15 protein-coding genes and 1 pseudogene are annotated in these 19,339 nt (G+C 48.4%); 8 read left to right on the top strand and 8 right to left on the bottom strand.

Going from position 1 to position 19,339, the window contains the following annotated elements; genetic code table 11:
* The first annotated feature begins 45 nt into the window (after nucleotides 1-45).
* Together glnP and glnQ are read left to right on the top strand one after the other, a co-directional pair.
* Nucleotides 46-705 (top strand): glutamine ABC transporter permease GlnP, encoded by a 660-nt coding sequence (gene glnP / locus JK154_RS05025; RefSeq protein ID WP_211991425.1) that lies wholly within the window; start codon nucleotides 46-48, stop codon nucleotides 703-705.
* Nucleotides 702-1,424: a glutamine ABC transporter ATP-binding protein GlnQ gene (gene glnQ, locus JK154_RS05020; protein WP_211991424.1), complete on the top strand. Its 723-nt coding sequence runs from the start codon at nucleotides 702-704 to the stop codon at nucleotides 1,422-1,424. The genes glnP and glnQ overlap by 4 nt, the downstream gene beginning before the upstream one ends.
* 112 nt (nucleotides 1,425-1,536) lie before the next feature.
* Here glnQ and rlmF read toward each other — a convergent pair whose 3' ends face one another.
* Complete coding sequence (rlmF, locus tag JK154_RS05015; RefSeq protein ID WP_211991423.1) at nucleotides 1,537-2,496, bottom strand: 23S rRNA (adenine(1618)-N(6))-methyltransferase RlmF; 960 nt, start codon at nucleotides 2,494-2,496, stop codon at nucleotides 1,537-1,539.
* Between the two features lie 308 nt (nucleotides 2,497-2,804).
* A pseudogene (locus tag JK154_RS05010) lies at nucleotides 2,805-2,975 on the bottom strand (winged helix-turn-helix transcriptional regulator); the annotation flags it as partial.
* 1,221 nt (nucleotides 2,976-4,196) lie between these two features.
* Between JK154_RS05010 and JK154_RS05005 the strand changes: the two are divergent.
* Nucleotides 4,197-4,460, top strand: a complete 264-nt coding sequence (locus tag JK154_RS05005) for a YdgH/BhsA/McbA-like domain containing protein (RefSeq protein ID WP_211991422.1) — start codon at nucleotides 4,197-4,199, stop codon at nucleotides 4,458-4,460.
* Between the two features lie 132 nt (nucleotides 4,461-4,592).
* Here the strand turns inward: JK154_RS05005 and ybiB are convergent, their stop codons facing one another.
* Both ybiB and dinG read right to left on the bottom strand, forming a co-directional pair.
* On the bottom strand, nucleotides 4,593-5,561 hold the full coding sequence (ybiB, locus tag JK154_RS05000) for a DNA-binding protein YbiB (RefSeq protein ID WP_211991421.1): 969 nt from the start codon (nucleotides 5,559-5,561) through the stop codon (nucleotides 4,593-4,595).
* A 13-nt stretch (nucleotides 5,562-5,574) separates the two neighbouring features.
* Complete coding sequence (dinG, locus tag JK154_RS04995; RefSeq protein ID WP_211991420.1) at nucleotides 5,575-7,743, bottom strand: ATP-dependent DNA helicase DinG; 2,169 nt, start codon at nucleotides 7,741-7,743, stop codon at nucleotides 5,575-5,577.
* 183 nt (nucleotides 7,744-7,926) lie between these two features.
* On the opposite strand from dinG, the gene JK154_RS04990 reads away from it, so the two are divergent.
* Nucleotides 7,927-9,048, top strand: coding sequence for a cupin domain-containing protein (locus JK154_RS04990; protein ID WP_211991419.1), 1,122 nt, complete (start codon nucleotides 7,927-7,929; stop codon nucleotides 9,046-9,048).
* A 199-nt stretch (nucleotides 9,049-9,247) separates the two neighbouring features.
* Nucleotides 9,248-9,355, top strand: coding sequence for a hypothetical protein (locus tag JK154_RS17710; protein ID WP_249215784.1), 108 nt, complete (start codon nucleotides 9,248-9,250; stop codon nucleotides 9,353-9,355).
* Nucleotides 9,356-9,582: 227 nt separating this feature from the next.
* Here the strand turns inward: JK154_RS17710 and bglX are convergent, their stop codons facing one another.
* Nucleotides 9,583-11,880, bottom strand: coding sequence for a beta-glucosidase BglX (gene bglX / locus JK154_RS04985; RefSeq protein WP_211991418.1), 2,298 nt, complete (start codon nucleotides 11,878-11,880; stop codon nucleotides 9,583-9,585).
* 178 nt (nucleotides 11,881-12,058) lie between these two features.
* On the opposite strand from bglX, the gene dld reads away from it, so the two are divergent.
* The gene (dld, locus tag JK154_RS04980) at nucleotides 12,059-13,822 is read left to right on the top strand and encodes a D-lactate dehydrogenase (RefSeq protein WP_211991417.1); all 1,764 of its coding nucleotides are present in this window, start codon (nucleotides 12,059-12,061) and stop codon (nucleotides 13,820-13,822) included.
* Nucleotides 13,823-14,003: 181 nt separating this feature from the next.
* On the opposite strand, the gene pbpG is transcribed toward dld, so the two are convergent.
* Nucleotides 14,004-14,921, bottom strand: a complete 918-nt coding sequence (gene pbpG, locus JK154_RS04975; protein ID WP_211991416.1) for a D-alanyl-D-alanine endopeptidase — start codon at nucleotides 14,919-14,921, stop codon at nucleotides 14,004-14,006.
* A 301-nt stretch (nucleotides 14,922-15,222) separates the two neighbouring features.
* Between pbpG and JK154_RS04970 the strand changes: the two genes are divergently transcribed.
* Together JK154_RS04970 and JK154_RS04965 are read left to right on the top strand one after the other, a co-directional pair.
* Nucleotides 15,223-15,789, top strand: coding sequence for a DedA family protein (locus tag JK154_RS04970; protein ID WP_211991415.1), 567 nt, complete (start codon nucleotides 15,223-15,225; stop codon nucleotides 15,787-15,789).
* A 108-nt stretch (nucleotides 15,790-15,897) separates the two neighbouring features.
* Entirely contained in the window at nucleotides 15,898-16,845 is a 948-nt protein-coding gene (locus JK154_RS04965; protein ID WP_211991414.1) for a LysR family transcriptional regulator, read from the top strand.
* On the opposite strand, the gene dusC is transcribed toward JK154_RS04965, so the two are convergent.
* Both dusC and rhlE read right to left on the bottom strand, forming a co-directional pair.
* Entirely contained in the window at nucleotides 16,829-17,761 is a 933-nt protein-coding gene (dusC, locus tag JK154_RS04960; protein WP_211991413.1) for a tRNA dihydrouridine(16) synthase DusC, read from the bottom strand. The genes JK154_RS04965 and dusC overlap by 17 nt on opposite strands.
* A 169-nt stretch (nucleotides 17,762-17,930) precedes the next feature.
* Nucleotides 17,931-19,295, bottom strand: coding sequence for an ATP-dependent RNA helicase RhlE (gene rhlE, locus JK154_RS04955; RefSeq protein ID WP_211991412.1), 1,365 nt, complete (start codon nucleotides 19,293-19,295; stop codon nucleotides 17,931-17,933).
* Between the last annotated feature and the right edge of the window lie 44 nt (nucleotides 19,296-19,339).

Below are 19,339 nucleotides of genomic sequence, written 5' to 3'. Positions count from 1 at the left end.
TTCGCCCCTTATCATTTGAACTACGGTAGAAAACAGGAATACATCATGCAGTTTGATTGGAGTGCCATCTGGCCGGCAATTCCCATTTTACTAGAAGGTGCCAAAATGACCCTTTGGATCTCCATCCTTGGGTTATGTGGCGGTTTAGTAATAGGTTTGGTGGCAGGCTTTGCTCGTATCTATGGTGGCTGGATAACCAACCATATCGCCCTCGTATTTATTGAAGTAATCCGTGGCACACCCATTGTTGTGCAAGTTATGTTTATCTATTTTGCCTTACCAATGGCTTTTGCAGATCTACGTATAGATCCAATAAGTGCTGCTGTGGTAACCATCATGATAAACTCTGGTGCCTATATTGCGGAAATAACCCGCGGTGCAGTGCTCTCAATTCATAAAGGTTTCCAGGAAGCAGGCCTTGCATTAGGCTTATCAAAGCGTGAAACGATTCGCCATGTCATTATGCCACTGGCCCTGCGGCGTATGCTTCCACCATTAGGAAACCAGTGGATTATCAGTATCAAAGATACCTCACTGTTTATTGTTATCGGTGTGGCAGAACTGACTCGTCAAGGACAGGAGATTATTGCTGGTAACTTCCGCGCCCTGGAGATTTGGAGTGCCGTTGCGGTCTTCTATCTGATTATTACTTTGGTACTGAGCTTCGTGCTGCGTCGCCTTGAAGGAAGGATGAAGATCCTGTGATTGAATTTAAAAATGTCTCTAAGCACTTTGGTCAAACGCAAGTGCTACATAATATTGACCTGAACATTAATCAAGGTGAAGTGGTGGTTATTATCGGCCCCAGCGGTTCCGGTAAGTCTACTTTGCTGCGCTGTATCAACAAACTGGAAGAGATAACCAGCGGCGATTTAATCGTTGACGGCTTGAAGGTTAACGATCCCAAGGTAGATGACAGGCTGATCCGTCAGGAAGCGGGGATGGTATTCCAACAGTTTTACCTGTTCCCACACCTGACAGCACTGGAAAACGTTGCTTTCGGCCCGCTTCGTGTCCGTGGTATGAGTAAAGCTGAGGCCGATAAACTGGCAAAAGAGCTACTGGCTAAAGTGGGTCTTGCTGAAAGGGCTAATCACTACCCTTCTGAACTCTCCGGGGGGCAACAACAGCGTGTCGCGATTGCCCGTGCGCTGGCAGTGAAACCTAAGCTGATGCTGTTTGACGAACCCACCTCTGCCCTTGACCCGGAACTGCGTCATGAAGTGTTAAAAGTCATGCAGGATTTGGCGGAAGAAGGCATGACGATGGTTATCGTTACGCATGAAGTTGGATTTGCGGCTAAAGTAGCTTCGCGTTTGATCTTTATTGATAAGGGTCGTATTGCTGAAGATGGTGACCCGCAACAGCTTATTGATAATCCTCCGAGCCATCGCTTACGTGAGTTTTTACAACACGTGTTGTAGACCCGCCCATTTACAGCAAGTCTGCTGACTTGTTTTGGGCAAGATGGGTAAAACGACAATAGTCTGCTCACCCATCAATGTCTTGCTGACTAGTCCTGATTTAAGTTAGTACTTATTCAGGGCTAGTCGCTGATACGATTCGACGCTTCGCCCAGCGAACACGTTGCGCATCATCCATAAAACTCCAGGCAATAAAGCGACTCTGTTTTTGCCCTTGGGCCATCTCTTTTTTGACAACCTTGACGACCCCCGCTTCCTGCATCGCACGGTACAGCACAGGGAGATGTTCCCCTTTAGAGACCAGTGAAGTAAACCAACGAACCTGGAGACCGAAGGAACGACTCTCATTAATCATCTGACTAATAAAGGCGACTTCCCCCCCTTCACACCATAGCTCTTGTTGCCGACCACCAAAATTCAGGCTGCCCTGCACATCCTGTCCAAGATGACGCCGTTTGCGTTCACTTCCTTCCCTGGCACTTTGTTCAGAATCATGGAAAGGGGGATTGCACAATGTCGCATCATAGAGATCATTTTTATGAATAATACCCGCAAATATTTGCTGACTGTTCTTCTGACGTCGCAGACGGATCATGCGTTGCAATTCAGGATTCGCTTCCAGAATACGGGATGCATTTCGTAATGCGTCAGCATCAGTTTCTGAACCGGTAAAACGCCAGCCATACTCATGCTGTCCAATCAACGGATAGATACAGTTAGCCCCTGTACCAATATCCAGTATCGATGCCTGGGAAGGAATAACCCCCGCACTGTCTTCCCCGAGTAAATCAGCCAGGTGATGCAGATAATCAGCACGCCCGGGAACGGGGGGACACAAGAACCCTTCTGGAATATCCCAGGCACTGACTTGGTAAAAATGAGCCAGCAATGCCTGATTAAGTGCTTTAACCGCAAGTGGGTTAGCGAAATCAAGCGTAATTTGCCCGTGAGGCCCTGGACGTAAAAAGTCCGTCAGTGCGGGATTAGCCTGCTTCAGTTCGGCAAAGTCATAGCGGTTACGATGGCGGTTGCGGGGATGCAGGCCGGGTTTAGTCGCAGCGGGGGTTTTCATTAAAAGCTTCTCCTGGTTGGGTCGCGTAAGATACCCCGCTCTTGAGTTCGGGTAAATACATCGCCGATGATTAAGCCATAATTAAGGCTATTCTTCCCATATACTGATGCCTTTTCCCATACCGGACATCTGCTATTCTGACTGCCCTGACATGTGCTCTCGTTATCCCGGCATTCCCCAAAGCAGAGTCTTAAACGCCGCCGGGATTATGATGTCATTTAACTGCCCTGAATCAGACAAACAGAGAGTGAATGAGAATACACATAGCCCGCAGGCTCCTTTCCGATAGTCTCGCCAGTCAGTGTATGATGATCTGACAGGATATAGCCCCGGCCTTTTATATAGCCTTTGCTTATCAAATTCATAATATGCCCCGCCACTGCTGATCGGCTGATCCCCAGAACCTCAGCAATTTCCTGCTGCTGAATTAATACATTGTTTCTAAGAAGCTGCAGTATCTGCTTTTCTCTGTTAGTCATATAAATTACATCCTTGTATTTAATGCTGTTCTGTTAATTAAATACTGTAATTCTTTACTCCCCGGAATAATGTCATTACAGATAAAAAGGCACACCTTAACAGGTAAGGGCCTGTTATGATTGTAAATAGTCATAAAATTCATTTGTAGTAAAAAGTATGATTAACACCCTGCCGCACTAGAACTCTAATTTTATTTAACCATAAAAACATGCCAACAAAAAACAGGATGACTTAATGATATAAAAAACAATCTAATACAGTACCAATTGTCACTCATAATGACCTGTCTATTTAAGCCAGGTTCTACAGGTGTTGTAAATTATGCTGAGTACACACCGAATAAATAATACCTCTTATATTCTACTTTATGATAATTTACAACCCCGACACAGTCTTCATTAAATAAACATGCTGTAGAGACTAATAATTCTATTAATAAAAAACACATGCTGTCTGTCACTTAACGATTTTGCCCTGTTTTACCCTGCCTTAAGCCCACCAGCACACTCTCCGCAACCTATAAAAAAAACACATCGCCAACCACAAAGAATAATACATACAATAGCTTAAATAATCACCTCATGCGTTAAAGCAAATTTAACTATAGTCTTTGGATATATTTTATATTCATTGACCAAACTCCCGAGCACTAATATCAGGACGGATAGTAGTGCATGATTTAAATTAAATGCGTAACAATAAAAATGCATATAATACTCTTATCCCAATATACTGATTTACTCATAGTACCCCGCCTGGTGGACTCACGCACAAAGCAAAACCGACAAGCGTTGTAAGCAATGGCGGTGATTATACAGTCAGTTATCAAAAAAAATTCCCATTAAGGTTACCTTACCCTACGTGCTTTAATTATTGTCTTCCCCTACAGTATTAGCCACGTTACCGCAGCCCTTTGCTGCCCACTTTATTTGTCACGCGAGTTTTTCATTTCAGGTATTTTCATATAGCTATGGTATGTTTTTCATCACACTCCATGTGCCCTTATCATATAACTTTTTAGTGTTACTATTTCTATGTCAGTTAAATAAATAAAAACTCACAAATCTGTTCAAATAAAAAGATTACCTGACATTCAAAAAAACTGAATCATGACATCAAATATATTAGATTTCGGGCGCACTTATTTAATGACATGATAACCACACAGACGAAATACAGCGTCACCTAATTTCAATATATGATTACAGAAGGAATTGATAATGAAAACTATGAAATATACCGTCGCAGCCTTGGTGCTTTCCGTTGCTTCATTTGGTGCCATGGCTGCTGCACAGCCGGTGACTTCAGCCCAGGCTCACAATCTGCATGCTATTGGTAGCGTTGCCGCCACTGACGCCTCAACCCTTGATTCACTGGAAGCCAAACTGGCCGCAAAAGCAGATGCCGCAGGCGCCAAAGCATATATGATAACCTCCGCAGATACAGACGGAAAAATGAGCGGCAGCGCGGTTATTTATCAGTAATGATGTTCCACCCTTAAGGCCGTCGACTGATGCTCTTTAAGGTTTGCCCTACCCCGATATACCCTTGTTAACCACTGTTATTTTTATTGCCCATATTCATGATGACTATGGGCTTTTTTTTATCTGCACTCTTTAAAACGTTTCCGCTACCCGGGCCAGCCCCTGTTCCAGGGTTTCCACCTCACCCGTCGCCACCAGACAACAAGCTAATTGTTGTTTTAATGAATCCGGTATAACTTCCACCCCTGCAACACATCGTTCAATCCAACGAGCAGTGATATGGGGATCTTTGCTTTCAGGCAGGCTAATATCCTGGGGATTAAAATTCGTTAATTTTTCACTTAAAACAGCGATACCCTGCCCGTCAACCAAATTGATTTGTGGGCAGCGTAATGGATTGGCATAAACCTCCCCTTCGGTGCCTTGCATCAGTAAAGCCCGCCCTCCTGTATGCATGAAAAAGGCACCGACTTTTGACAAGTATTCCGGGTGCGAAACACTGCTGAGTTGTAATGCCGCATCACCAATAAATGGAGTCGCTAATTTTACCAGTGTGTGGGCACTATTGCGGACCCCCATTTTCCAGCGTAACGCCAACTGGTGCTCCATGGGGGGGCAGAATACACTGACAGGAATATAGACAGGATGTTTGGCTTCAAGCCCGGCCTGGGCCTGTCCCCCATGCTCGACAGGATGAATACCTAACAGCCTAAAAATAGTTTCCGTCAAAACACGGGTTTCATCTGTACTGATCCCATGGACCACAACTGGGTACCCTAGCTGACTCAGTAACATCGCCAGTAGTGGGGTTAGATTGGCTTGCTTACGGGCGCCATTGTAGGAAGGGATAACAATCGGCATTGGTCTGTCAATCGGGGGAGTCAGACTGATAACCTGCTGCTGCATCGCCGCATAAAAACCTCGCAGTTCTTCTTCACCTTCCCCCTTGATGCGCAACGCAATCAAAATAGCACCTAATTCAAGATCAGGAACCTCCCCACCTAGCATCTGGCTGTAGAGCTGTTGTGCAGTAGCAAAGTCGAGATCCCTGGCATGATTCTTTCCACGGCCTACTTCTTTGATTATTTTACGGTAGTCCATGCAGACTCTCCTTTTATTTTTTCTTTGCATCTTTTTTATGTCGCTCACGATGCTTTGATGACGGGGTTATCGCTATCTGTTTAACGCCGGGTACTGCCGGGCGCATAATCGGAAACACTGGCAGTGCCGCCAACAGCCTCTCACCATAACGTTTACTAAGTAAACGATTATCGTAAATAACAACCTCACCATAACAGGTGTGACTACGAATTAAACGCCCCACCTGCTGAATCAAGTTAAAAGAAGCACTGGGTAAGCTCTGCACTTCAAAAGGATAACGATTAAGGCTTTTTAACCATTCACCTTCGGTGAGGACCACAGGGCTGTCTACTGGCGGGAAAGCTATTTTGTGAATATGTACCTGGGTTAACAAATCACCTTTTAAGTCAAGACCTTCGGCAAATGATTGTAGCCCAATCAGCACACTGACTTCCCCTTGAGCAACACGCTTACGATGCAGCTCCACCAGCCGGTAACGAGGCTGATCACCCTGAACCAATAACATCAAGCGGAGATCCGTCACATGAGTGAGAAATTGTTGCATGGCGCGCGCGCTGGCAAACAATACCAGCATTGCCTTGTGTTCACCTTTAGTCAGTTCCGCACGAAAGAAAGCGGCCATTTCTGCAATATGTTCAGCTTCATGGGCCATCACGGGTTCAAAACGCATGGCCGGGATCACTATTTTTCCCTGTTCAACATGGTTAAAAGGGGAATCAAGGGCAATAAAACGGTCCCCTGCTTTTTCAGCCAGCCCACTCATTTCTTGCAGACGATCGAAACGGTTGAGGGATCGTAACGTTGCCGAGGTGATAATCACATGTGGCACTTTGCGCCAAAGTAATTTTTCTAACTGGCTGCTGACACGAATACCCACGCAGTGAAACAGCAAATGATACTGGCTATCCCACTGCTCCCGCGTTAACCATTTCGTTACCGGCGCACCAGAAGCCTGTGTCATTGCCGCCAGTTTCCAGAGTTTACTTTGTGCTTCAAAGTATCCCAATGCCCGGTTCATCTGTAACAACGCACGATAGAGGCGCGCGATATCATGATGCGCCGTTCTTTCACTTAAATCATTAAGCAGAGCCTCAGATAAGCTACGTAAGCCTTCCATCAATTTAGCCAGCCGTAAACAGATATCCATTAACGCTTCTGGCAATTGCCCCATTTCAAAGCGATATTCACCTGCTTGTCCGTCAGGCAACCACAGCGCGATGTGAGAATTAAACTCTTTTAGCAGCGCGTTAACCTCTTCGCAGTGCAGTACCAGACGGTCACTTCTCGCCAATGGAGGGGGGCTTTTCGGACGAAATTGTGCCATGCAGGTTTCAACCAGTTTACTGAACAGATCAAGCTGCAGATGGCTATAACCTGCGGTGATCTCGGCACTCATTTCCAGAGCGTCTCGCGCCACGTCAGCAAGGTGATGCCCTTCATCCAGTACCAGTAGCATATTTTTTGCTTCAGGCAGGACCGCGTCACTTTCCAGGGCCGCCATGACTAAAGCATGGTTAGCAACGATGACTTCTGCATCATCTATTTCCCGGCGGGCCAAAAAAAATGGGCAGGATTTAAACCAGAGACAGTTGCGCCCTAAACAGCTGGCTTTATCCGTGCTGAGTTTACGCCACAGTTCGTCACTGATCACACCATCCGTATGATCACGCAAACCGTCCCATTTCCCCTTATCAAGGCTCTTCTGAAGTTTTATACAACGCTGTTGCTCTTCCTGACTACTCGGTGCAAGTTCGTCATCAAGAAAAGCGAGTAAATCACCCGAAGCCTGATTATCTGCCGCCAGTGCGGAGAGATTCCTTGGGCAGACATAACGCCCGCGTCCGAAAGCGGCGGTAAATTTTAACCCTGGGATGATCTTGCTCAGTAATGGTAAGTCTTTGCTAAAAATCTGATCCTGCAGCGCCACATTGGCGGTACTGATCACCAGCTTTTTTTGCTCTGAACGCGCCACGGCAATGCCAGGGATCAGGTAAGAGAATGTTTTCCCAACCCCCGTTGGTGCCTCAATCGCTAAGTGTCGGCCTTCATCACCCGCCAGCGTCTTAGCCACTTCCGCTATCATTTGGCGCTGGGGGGCTCGAGGAATAAAATCCGCGATTTGCTGTTGTAATGCCTTATACCAGGCACCAATTTGCGCTTTTTGCGCAGATGATAAAGCCATGAACACCACGTTTACTGTATAAACAACCACTATTGTTTCATTTTTCTGCCTGAGGCTGTAGCTTTTTTTCTTTGTCTCGATACTCAGCCTGTGGCGGCATGATGATTCCTGCCTTGACCCACGACAAAGCAAGGGACCGGTTCCCCCGTATAATGGTTCTCTTTTACACACAGGTCACCCACCGTGGATTATCAACTTAACATCGACTGGCCCGCGTTTATGGCTACTTACTGGCAGAAAAAGCCGGTTATTCTCAAAAATGCACTACCCAATTTTGTTGATCCTATCAGCCCCGATGAACTCGCAGGGCTGGCAATGGAAAACGAAATAGACAGCCGTCTGGTGAGTTTTAAAGAAGGAAAATGGCATGCCAGCCATGGACCTTTCACGGAGTTTGATAACCTTGGGGATAGCCATTGGTCACTACTGGTTCAGGCAGTTAACCACTGGCATCTGCCCGCCGCGGAGCTGCTCTCCCCTTTTCGAGTCCTACCAGACTGGCGTCTTGATGACTTGATGATCTCGTTTTCTGTCCCTGGTGGCGGTGTAGGCCCCCATATTGATAATTATGATGTTTTTATCATTCAAGGGATGGGGAGCCGACGCTGGCGAGTCGGGGACAAATTACCTTTAAAACAATTTTGTCCTCACCCGGCGTTACTGCATGTTGAGCCCTTCACGCCAATTATTGATGATGATTTACAGCCAGGAGATATTCTTTATATTCCACCGGGATTCCCCCACGATGGTTACAGCCATCAGGCATCACTTAACTACTCAGTGGGCTTTCGTAGCCCAAACAGTCGGGATTTGGTCAGTAGTTTTGCCGACTATGTACTGGAGAATGACTTGGGAGGTAATCACTATGCAGACCCTGAACTGGCCAGGCGTGAACACCCAGGAAAAATTGAAGCCAGTGAAATAAACCAGATACGTAAACTGATGCATGACTTGATAGAACAACCCGAAGCTTTTAATCAGTGGTTTGGTAGTTTTATCACCACCCCTCGCCATGAGCTGGATATCGCCGCCGCGGATCCTGCTTACGACACTAGCGAAATTGCTGCAGCCTTGCAGGAAGGTGAGACCCTGGTTCGTCTGGGTGGATTGCGGGTTCTGGAGGTGGGTGAACACTGTTTTGTTAACAGTGAACCCCTTGAAATCAGCGATAAAAAAGCAGCCACGGCCTTGTGCCATTTTACCCGTCTCGGGGCCGCTGAACTGGGGGATGCCGTCACCGACCCTCAATTTATTCATGAGCTGACGACCCTGGTGAACCAGGGGTACTGGTATTTTGATAATTAGTCAGTTCCTGTAACCGACAACAATCCGGCGAATTTACTACCCTGGCACGAAGCATGGCGTTGAACACAGCAGGCGATATCATTCGGCATGCTTTGCTAAGGTAATAATGCCCGGACAATGGCCAGTTTCAAACATTTAAAGATTCATTAATGTTGCCGTTTACCTTTATAATCGCCTCCATCACAAGATGGAGCATAAAATGAAATTGTCAAAAATCGCCCTGGTTGGTGGAATGATTGCGATGGCTGTCGGCGGGATCGGTGGTGTCATGCTGGCCGGTTACATCGTTATTGTGCATGCCATATAAGTTTATGACGTGGGCCTCTTCCAGGCTCTGATGCCAACGCCTGCCTCATTCTATCGCCCCCTGTTCGGGCAAAAGACGTGGTGAGTCGTTTTTTATTTTCAGCATAAAAAAACGAGGTGAAAACTGTGTTGCACCTCGTTTATCCGTTAGTCATATTTGCTCCGTGCCCCGTCATCGTTCATGGCGCAGGCGTCCCTGTGGCGTGAACGATTTAAGGTGTACGGATCTTACTGCAAGGTAAACGTTCCCTGCTTCAGATCTTGCGAGTCGAGCCCCATAAAGACATTAAATTTCCCCGGTTCTGCCGCAAACTGCATTTTGGCATTCCAGAACTTCAGCGCATTAATATCGATAGGAAAGCTTACTGTTTGGCTCTCACCCGGTTTCAGGTTTACTTTTTTAAACTCTTTCAGCTCTTTGACCGGGCGACTCATTGATGCCGTCACATCCTGCAAATACATCTGCACCACGGTTTCCCCTTCTCGTTTCCCAGTGTTCGTCACCGTAACCGATGCTGTAACACTGCCGTCCGCAGTCATCGTCGGTGAAGACATACTCACCTCTGAGAGGCTAAAGGTGGTGTAACTCAGACCGTAACCGAAAGGATACAATGGGCCGGTAATATCATCAAAATAGCGTGAAGTATACTTATTCGGTTTTGCTGGATCGAAAGGCCGTCCAGTATTCAGATGGTTATAATAAGTCGGGATCTGCCCAACCGAACGCGGGAAGGACATGGGCAGTTTTCCCGATGGGTTATAATCGCCAAAGAGAACATCCGCAATGGCATTCCCTCCTTCTGTTCCGCTATACCACGTTTCCAGTATGGCATCAGCCTGTTTGTCTTCTTCAACCAACGCCAGTGGACGACCATTCATCAATACCAACACCAGTGGCTTGCCTGTTTCTTTGAGTGCGGCAATCAAATCTCGCTGGCTTTCAGGGAGGGTCAAATCAGTACGACTGGATGCTTCATGGGCCATGCCTTGTGCTTCACCCACCACGGCCACAACGACATCCGCTTTCTTCGCTGTCTCAACCGCTTCGGCAATCATCTGTTGCTCTGAACGAGGATCAACCGTCACTGCAGGTTCATACTGATTAAGAAACTCAACAATGGCTTTGTCGTTGGTGGTATTTACCCCTTTGGCATACAGCACCTTGCCCTGAGATCCTACGACATTTTCAATCCCTTGCAACGCGGTTACCGACTGAGCAACCACCCCCGCTGCGGACCAGCTCCCCATCACATCACGCTTGCTGTCAGCCAATGGCCCAATAACTGCCACAGTCTTATTTTTAGCCAGGGGCAATGTCTGTTGCTGGTTTTTCAACAATACCATTGTTTCCCTTGCCACTTTTCGCGCATCCTGACGATGCAGGCGGCTTTCCGCATTGGTATCTTCCGGGTCTGATCCTACGGGGCCAAGGTGGCTGTAAGGGTCGTTAAATAACCCCATGTCGTATTTTACATTCAGTACATGCCGTGTTGCATCATCGAGATCGGCCATAGAAACATCGCCGCTCTTCACTAATTCGGGGAGATACTTGCTGTAGTACTCGTCACTCATGCTCATGTTGACGCCAGATTTCAGCGCCAGACGTACCGCATCTTTAGGAGAACTGGCAACACCATGCTTAATCAGCTCTTTGATAGCACCATGGTCAGAAATAGTGATCCCAGTAAAGTGCCAGTCATCCCGCAGAATATCTTTCAATAGCCAGCTATCCGCTGAGGCAGGCGTGCCATTTAGCGAACTGAGGGCAACCATCACGCCACCACTCCCGGCGTCAAGAGCCGCTTTGAAAGGGGGGAGATAGTCATTGAACAAACTCTGCAGACTCATATCAACGCTGTTGTACTCTTTTCCGCCTTCAACGGCACCGTATGCAGCAAAGTGCTTAACGCTGGTCATTACGGAATGACGGTCAGCCGGGCTCTTGCCCTGCATCGATTCAACCATGGCACGGCCCATTACCGAAGTGAGATAGGTATCCTCACCAAACCCTTCGGAAACACGACCCCAACGCGGATCCCGTGAAACATCAACCATTGGAGCCCAGGTCATATTCAGACCATCATCTGCCGCCTCGTAGGCGGATATACGACCAACGGTTTTAACAGCATCGCGGTTAAACGATGCCGCCAGCCCAAGACTGATCGGGAATACGGTACGCTGCCCATGGAGAACATCATAAGCAAAGAATAGAGGGATCTTCAGGCGACTGAGTGCCATGACCTGATCCTGCATGACACGAATATCCTGACGTGTGACGGTATTGAAAATCGCCCCCACCTGACCAACTTTAATCATGTCTCTGATCGCCTCTTTCGGCGTATCAGGCCCTACGCTAATTAAGCGAAGCTGACCAATTTTTTCATCCAGGGTCATTTGTTTGAGTAGCGCGGACACAAAGGTATCACGTGCTTCTGGAGTCATTGGATGCTGGGAAAACATCTCACTGGCTAAGGCTGGCTGAATAGCCAGACTCACTGCAAAACCTACGGAACAGAGCCATTTCATCGGGTTTATTCCCTTCTATTCATCGGACGCTAAGTGCTGTAGTGTGCCACATCACCCACTGGGTAAGAAGAGCAAAGCAGTGACGCCCCCATGGTTTTTCGAATGATTTGGCGTTACATGCGGTTTTTTCAGAGCTATGCTTACTTATCATATCTATGCCACCACAAGGAGTGGATACATGTCTGTTCTAAGCACAACTGATAATAAGACATTGATCAACGATCTTACCGCTCAGGTAGGTTCACAACATGTATTAACGAACCCGGCCAAAACGGCACGCTATCGTAAAGGCTTCCGATCTGGTCAAGGGGATGCGCTGGCGGTAGTATTCCCCGGCTCATTACTGGAGTTATGGCGTGTACTTAGCCTGTGCGTGGCGGCGGATAAAATCATTCTAATGCAGGCCTCCAACACCGGGCTGACTGAAGGCTCGACCCCCAGTGGCAATGATTATGACCGTGAAATCGTAATTATCAGTACCCGCCGGCTGGATAAGCTCCACCTGCTTGATAAAGGTGAGCAAGTTTTGGCCTTTCCTGGTAGCACGCTTTATCAGCTAGAAAAAGCCTTAAAACCACTGAACCGTGAGCCTCACTCAGTAATAGGCTCCTCCTGTATTGGGGCATCGGTCATTGGCGGGGTATGTAACAACTCCGGTGGTTCACTCGTGCAACGCGGCCCGGCATATACCGAAATGGCCCTTTATGCACGTATTGATGAGCAAGGTAAATTGACCCTGGTTAATCATCTGGGGATCGACTTAGGCGAGACCCCTGAACAAATACTGGGGCGTCTCGACAATGATCAGATCAATGCTGAAAGTGTGCACCACGATGGCCGCCATGCTTCAGACAGTGATTACGCGACACGAGTACGCGATGTGGAAGCCGATACCCCGTCACGCTTTAATGCAGACCCAGGACGGTTATTTGAAGCCTCTGGTTGTGCGGGCAGACTGGCTGTCTTTGCAGTACGCCTTGACACCTTCCCGAGTGAGAAACAGAACGAAGTTTTCTATATTGGCACCAATAATCCCGACGTACTGACTGAAATTCGCCGCCATATTCTGGCAAATTTCAAACACCTGCCCGTGGCTGGTGAATATATGCACCGGGATATGTACGACATTGCTGCTGTGTATGGCAAAGATACCTTTATGATGATTGATAAACTCGGCACGGACAAAATGCCCCTGTTTTTTAATCTTAAAGGCCGTATGGATGCCTTGCTGGAAAAAGTCCCCTTTGTTAAGCCCTATTTTGTCGACCGTGTGATGCAGCGCCTCAGCACGCTATTCCCGGCCCACTTACCCGCGCGGATGAAACAATATCGGGATAAATATGAGCATCACCTGATGCTGAAAATGTCCGGTGATGGTATTGCTGAAGCCCGCGACTGGCTGAATGATTATTTCCAGCAGATCCCACAAACAGAAGGTGGATATTTCTGCTGCACACCACAAGAAGGTGCCAAAGCGTTCCTGCACCGTTTTGCTGCCGCCGGGGCAGCCATTCGTTACCATGCGGTACATGCAGATGAAGTGGAAGACATTCTCCCCCTTGATATTGCTCTGCGCCGAAATGACACGCAATGGCTTGAACAGTTACCCCCGGAAATCAGCGATAAAATCAGTTATCGACTCTATTATGGGCACTTTATGTGCCATGTTTTCCATCAGGATTATATCGTTAAGAAAGGGGTGGATGCTCATGCACTTAAGGCACAGATGCTGGCATTATTAAACGAGCGTGGTGCCCAGTACCCGGCAGAACATAACGTTGGTCATTTATACCAGGCACCGGAATCTTTAGTGCAGTTTTACAAAAATAATGACCCTACCAATAGTATGAACCCTGGGATAGGTAAGACCACAAAATATAAAGGCTGGGCAGAGTGCGGCTGCTCCCATGAGCATGGCACGGTAGATAAACCCGCTCAGTAATTAACGTCGCCGGAATAATGACTGGGGTGCAGTTCATGCCAGGCTCTGCTTTGTGAGGGCTACATCCAGGTCATTTGCTGATGGCGGGTATAAAGCGGAAATAAAAAAGGCGGGATCATGACCAGCTCCCCGCCTCTCTCTGCAAGGCTACCCCGGTTCAGGAGCCTTTTAATAATACGGCTTAATAACTGGCAGTTTGTAGACTCCTGGCACGCTTATAATTCAGCGCTTCCTGAGGAACCGCTGTCACTTTTCCGGTTTCAAGCCAATTACGCAGCCGGCTTGCATCAGCAAAATGGGTTTGTTTACCAAAAGCATCCAGTACCACCAGAGCCACCGGACGATGATTAATCACGGTACGCATCACCAGACAGTGCCCCGCATTATTGGTAAATCCGGTTTTTGTCAGCTGGATATCCCAGTTATTACGGAACATCAAATGGTTCGTGTTACGGAATGGCAGAGTATAAGAGGGGTTACTGAACGTGGCCGTTTCTTCACGGGTAGTGCTCAGTGCGCCAAGTAACGGATAGGCTTTTGATGCCACCAGTAATTTGGTCAAATCTCGTGCCGTTGAAACGTTCTGTATCGACAAGCCAGTGGGTTCAACAAAGTGGGTTTTGGTCATTCCCAAACTTTTGGCTTTAGCATTCATTGCACGGATAAACGCATCATAGCCACCAGGGTAGTGGTGAGCCAGGCTGGCCGCCGCGCGGTTTTCTGAAGACATCAGCGTCAACAGCATCATGTCTCTGCGGCTAATTTCACTGTTTAAACGTACCCGGGAATATACGCCTTTCATTTCTGGCGTCTGGCTGATATCAACTTTCAGTTTCTCGTTCATCGGCAGCCCGGCATCCAGTACCACCATCACCGTCATCAGTTTAGTGATAGAAGCAATAGAGCGAACATTGTCCGGATGGCTGGAGTATAAAACTTTATTAGTTTGTAGATCGATAATCATGGCGCTACCAGAAGCAATTTCCTGCTCAAGGCTGGCTTTCTGGACAGTGGCTTTAGCCGCCTCAACCTGTGGCGTGAATGGCACAGATATCATCAGGGCAAGGCTAAATAACGATAAACGAAGTTTTGTGGGCATAATGACACTTATGTGAAAATGTTAGCAAAGTAACTCCCCGCTCAACCATCACCGAAAGGATATGTTGTACGGTGCGGGAAGATAATACTCTGACACTCGTCGGGGTCGCCAGTTAAGAATCGGTCTGATGCCAAAAACCCGATGTTTTTTTTGTATATCTTTGTATATCACGACATTCAGCCCGTTCGCCCTGTCATTTGGCCTGAACCCGATACGGAAGAGAGTGGGTCTGAAACGGACAGTAAGCTACAATGAGTAGCCTGTTAATCCCCTTTTTTGTTTATCGAGGAAACCCATTTCAATGGATATTAATGGACTTGTTGCACAGTATGGTTACCTCGCCGTTATTATCGGCAGCATTGCGGAAGGTGAAACCGTTACCCTATTAGGGGGAGTTGCTGCACATCAGGGGCTGTTAAAACTTCCGTTGGTTATCGCTGCTGCGGCTTTTGGCGGTATGGTCGGGGATCAGGTACTCTTCTTTATTGGTCACTACTTTGGTCAACCCATTTTGGGCCGCTTTACTCGCTATCAGAACAAAATAGAGCAAGCCCAGTCCTTGATTCGACGTCATCCTTATCTGTTTGTGATTGGTTGCCGTTTTATGTACGGTTTTCGTATCATCGGCCCGGTTATTATTGGTGCCAGCCGGCTTTCACCAGGCATATTTATTGGGCTAAATATTCTGAGCTCCCTGCTCTGGGCATCATTATTTGTCACATTGGGCTATGTCGGCGGGGAGCTTATCACCCCCTGGCTTGCTTATTTAGAACATCACCTGAGGTACGGTGTTTGGGTCATTATTGTGCTGGTCCTGGTCATCGGTGGCAAGTTATGGTTAAGATCACGGGGCAAATCCCAGAAATAGCGTCTGGCATGCGTTCAGTACCGTCCTTTCGACTGAAATCGGGTTATTATATGCATCGCCAGGCAACATGAATAACCCCAGGATCGGATGTACGAATAAGAGACATTAATGACCATTAAAGAACATGATTTTCGCAAAATCGATTTAAATTTGCTGATTGCTTTTACGGTACTGTTTCGTGAGCAGAGTGTTTCGCTGGCAGCGGACAAGCTCCACCTTGGGCAACCGGCAGTCAGCGGCGCACTCGCGCGTTTGCGAGAAATGTTTGATGATCCCTTATTCATCCGTAGTGGTCACCGTATGCAACCCACTGCGCGTGCCTGTGAGCTGCACCGCGAATTAATGCCGCTGCTGGAGCAGCTACAAAGCACACTCTTCCAGCCGACTGAATTTAGCCCGAGTGCCGCGAGTACCAGTGTGACTCTGGGAATGAGTGACTGGCTGGAGATGTGCCTGATGCCAACCCTGCTGCCAGCACTGAAGCAACTCGCCCCTGGGCTGCATGTTCATGTAGTGACCAGTACCCCAGTCACCGATATGCAACAACTGGAAGGGGGAGAGCTGGATATGGCCATTAGTGTGGCCCGGCATAGCGCTCGCTGGCTGGAACGAAAGCATCTTACCGAAATGCCACATCAGGTGATTTGGCACCCCCAACAGATCAGTCTCGAAGCCCCATTGACTATGGATGATTATATCGCCGCGTCACATATCCAGCTAAGTAATCGGGAAGCCACCAGCAGTCTGTTAGACCGGGCTTTAGCGAAGCAGGGGAAAAGCCGCCACATTGATTATACCACTGCTCACTTCGCTGCCCTGCCCGGTTTGCTACAACAGATGCCACTCATGGCAACGGTGCCCGCAGGTTTGGCCCGTCAGTGGCAACGCGGTTTTGCTTTTTGTCGTAGCCCATTACCCCTGGGATTAGCCCCACTCGAGGTATCGCTACTCTGGCATCAACGCCATAATAGTGATACCACGCTCATGTGGCTGGCTGACACAATAGAACAGCAGCTTATAAAACAAATTGAAGATGGGGTTACAGTGCCCCAATAACGTGGGCTATCTCTTCCGCACGCTTGAGCGTACGAATTTCCGTAAAGAGATCTGTTGCTTCGGTATATTCTTTACGGAGATAACCCAGCCACTGCTTAATACGTGCAACATGGTACATTCCCGTATCCCCCTGTTTTTCCAGCTGGCTATATTTTTGTAGCAGTGTGACCACCTCGGGCCAGGGCATACGTGGTTCATTATATTTAATGACACGACTTAAATTGGGTACATTAAGCGCACCACGACCAATCATCACCGAGTCACACCCCGTTGTTGCCAGGCAATCCTGGGCACTTTGCCAGTCCCAGATCTCCCCGTTAGCCACAACAGGTATAGTTAAACGCTGACGAATTTTACCTATCGCTTCCCAATTAATGCGTTCGGCTTTGTAGCCATCTTCCTTAGTACGTCCGTGAACAACAAGTTCAGTCGCACCGGCCTGCTGCACCGCATCGGCAATTTCAAACTGCCGTTCGCCACTGTCCCAGCCCAGACGAATTTTTACTGTGACAGGTAAATCAGCCGGAACGGCGGCGCGCATCGCTTTAGCCCCCTGATAAATCAGTTCAGGATCTTTGAGTAAGGTTGCCCCACCCCCACTACCATTAACCAGTTTTGACGGGCAGCCGCAATTCAGATCGACTCCCCATGACCCCAGTTCCACCGCCCGGGCGGCATTTTCTGCCAGCCATTGTGGATACTGGCCAAGCAGTTGCACGCGCACCAGGGTTCCTGACGAGGTTCTGCTCGCCTGATTGAGCTCGGGACACAATTTAACAAAAGATTTGACTGGCAACAGTTGGTCTACCACCCGCAGAAATTCGGTGATGCAAAGGTCATAATCATTGACCTCAGTCAGCAACTCCCGCACCAGTGAGTCAAGAACACCCTCCATGGGGGCCAACAGTACGCGCATGAAATTAATTACCCGACAAAAAACAGGAGCCTGACAGGCTCCTGGGGATGATGACAAACTTCAGTCATCACTGATTAAACAGAGATTACCCAATAAAAAACCGGGCTAATCAATTTTGGCTGTTCATCACAAAGGAGCCATACTGGCTCCTTAGATCAATGAGAGCCTATCAGGCTGAAGCAGGTTTACGCGGTGCTCGGCGGCGCGAGCCGTTGCCAGCAGGCTTTGCTCCGTCACTGGAGCCGCTACGACGTGGAGCATGCTGACGCTCGCCGCTGGCATTACCGTTACCACCAGCCCGAGGACGACCACCTTGAGGGGCACCACGACCGCCCTGGCCGCGCCCACCGCCCCGCTGCTGACGACCATTCACAATAGGTTCAGCCGGAATTGACGGGTCCACATCGAAACCAGGTAAAGCCATGCGCGGGATCTCTCGTTTCAGTAAACGTTCAATGTCGCGCAGCAACTTATGCTCATCAACACAGACCAGGGAAAGGGCTTCCCCTGTGGCTGCCGCACGCCCGGTACGACCGATGCGGTGTACATAGTCTTCCGGCACATTGGGTAATTCATAGTTAACCACATGGGGTAACTCTTCAATGTCCAGGCCACGGGCAGCAATATCGGTTGCTACCAGTACGCGAATACCGCCGCTTTTAAAATCAGCCAGAGCACGGGTACGGGCCCCTTGACTCTTATTACCGTGAATCGCTGCTGCCGTAATGCCATCTTGCTGTAACTGTTCAACCAGATGGTTAGCGCCGTGCTTCGTTCGGGTAAATACCAGCACCTGTTGCCAGTTACCGGCACCAATCATCTGTGACAGCAGTTCCCGTTTGCGTTTTTTATCAACAAAATGAACATGCTGGGTAATTTGCTCAGAAGCCGTATTGCGACGGGCGACTTCCACCTCTTCTGGGTTATGCAGTAACTTTTCAGCCAGGGACTTAATATCATCAGAGAACGTGGCTGAAAAAAGCAAATTCTGACGACGCGCAGGCAATTTTGCCAGTACACGACGAATATCATGAATAAAGCCCATATCCAGCATACGGTCTGCTTCATCCAGCACCAAAACTTCTACGCTGTCGAGTTTCACCGCATTCTGGTGTTCCAGGTCAAGCAAACGACCCGGGGTCGCGACCAGGACATCGACACCGCCGCGCAGTTTCATCATCTGTGGGTTGATACTCACCCCACCAAAAACAACCAGTGAGCGAATATTTAAATATTTGCTGTATTCACGCACATTTTCACCAACCTGAGCAGCGAGCTCACGGGTGGGAGTGAGGATCAGGGCTCGTACCGGGCGGCGTCCCTTCTGTTGCGGCGCACTGTTCAACAAACGCTGCAACAAAGGAAGGGTAAAGCCTGCCGTTTTACCGGTACCCGTCTGGGCACTGGCCATCAGATCACGGCCTGATAGTACTACCGGAATTGCCTGACGTTGAATTGGCGTAGGCTCACGATAGCCCTGCTCTTCAATCGCACGCAAAATATCGGCATTCAGGCCGAGAGAATCAAAAGACATAGGAACTCCAGAACCGCCCTGACCGCCTTCACGGTGTAGTTTCC

This window comes from Citrobacter sp. JGM124 (genome assembly GCF_018257795.1).
Lineage (GTDB): Bacteria > Pseudomonadota > Gammaproteobacteria > Enterobacterales > Enterobacteriaceae > JGM124.
This window is presented reverse-complemented; position numbering and strand designations above follow the sequence as displayed.

What these genes read in the sequence shown, in the direction of transcription:
- ybiB (WP_211991421.1), bottom strand. Translation starts at nt 5,561, where the DNA reads ATGGACTACCGTAAAATAATCAAAGAAGTAGGCCGTGGAAAGAATCAT.
- rlmF (WP_211991423.1), bottom strand. Translation starts at nt 2,496, where the DNA reads ATGAAAACCCCCGCTGCGACTAAACCCGGCCTGCATCCCCGCAACCGC.
- pbpG (WP_211991416.1), bottom strand. Translation starts at nt 14,921, where the DNA reads ATGCCCACAAAACTTCGTTTATCGTTATTTAGCCTTGCCCTGATGATA.
- JK154_RS04970 (WP_211991415.1), top strand. Translation starts at nt 15,223, where the DNA reads ATGGATATTAATGGACTTGTTGCACAGTATGGTTACCTCGCCGTTATT.
- JK154_RS04965 (WP_211991414.1), top strand. Translation starts at nt 15,898, where the DNA reads ATGACCATTAAAGAACATGATTTTCGCAAAATCGATTTAAATTTGCTG.
- JK154_RS17710 (WP_249215784.1), top strand. Translation starts at nt 9,248, where the DNA reads ATGAAATTGTCAAAAATCGCCCTGGTTGGTGGAATGATTGCGATGGCT.
- rhlE (WP_211991412.1), bottom strand. Translation starts at nt 19,295, where the DNA reads ATGTCTTTTGATTCTCTCGGCCTGAATGCCGATATTTTGCGTGCGATT.
- dinG (WP_211991420.1), bottom strand. Translation starts at nt 7,743, where the DNA reads ATGGCTTTATCATCTGCGCAAAAAGCGCAAATTGGTGCCTGGTATAAG.
- dusC (WP_211991413.1), bottom strand. Translation starts at nt 17,761, where the DNA reads ATGCGCGTACTGTTGGCCCCCATGGAGGGTGTTCTTGACTCACTGGTG.
- bglX (WP_211991418.1), bottom strand. Translation starts at nt 11,880, where the DNA reads ATGAAATGGCTCTGTTCCGTAGGTTTTGCAGTGAGTCTGGCTATTCAG.
- JK154_RS05005 (WP_211991422.1), top strand. Translation starts at nt 4,197, where the DNA reads ATGAAAACTATGAAATATACCGTCGCAGCCTTGGTGCTTTCCGTTGCT.
- dld (WP_211991417.1), top strand. Translation starts at nt 12,059, where the DNA reads ATGTCTGTTCTAAGCACAACTGATAATAAGACATTGATCAACGATCTT.
- glnP (WP_211991425.1), top strand. Translation starts at nt 46, where the DNA reads ATGCAGTTTGATTGGAGTGCCATCTGGCCGGCAATTCCCATTTTACTA.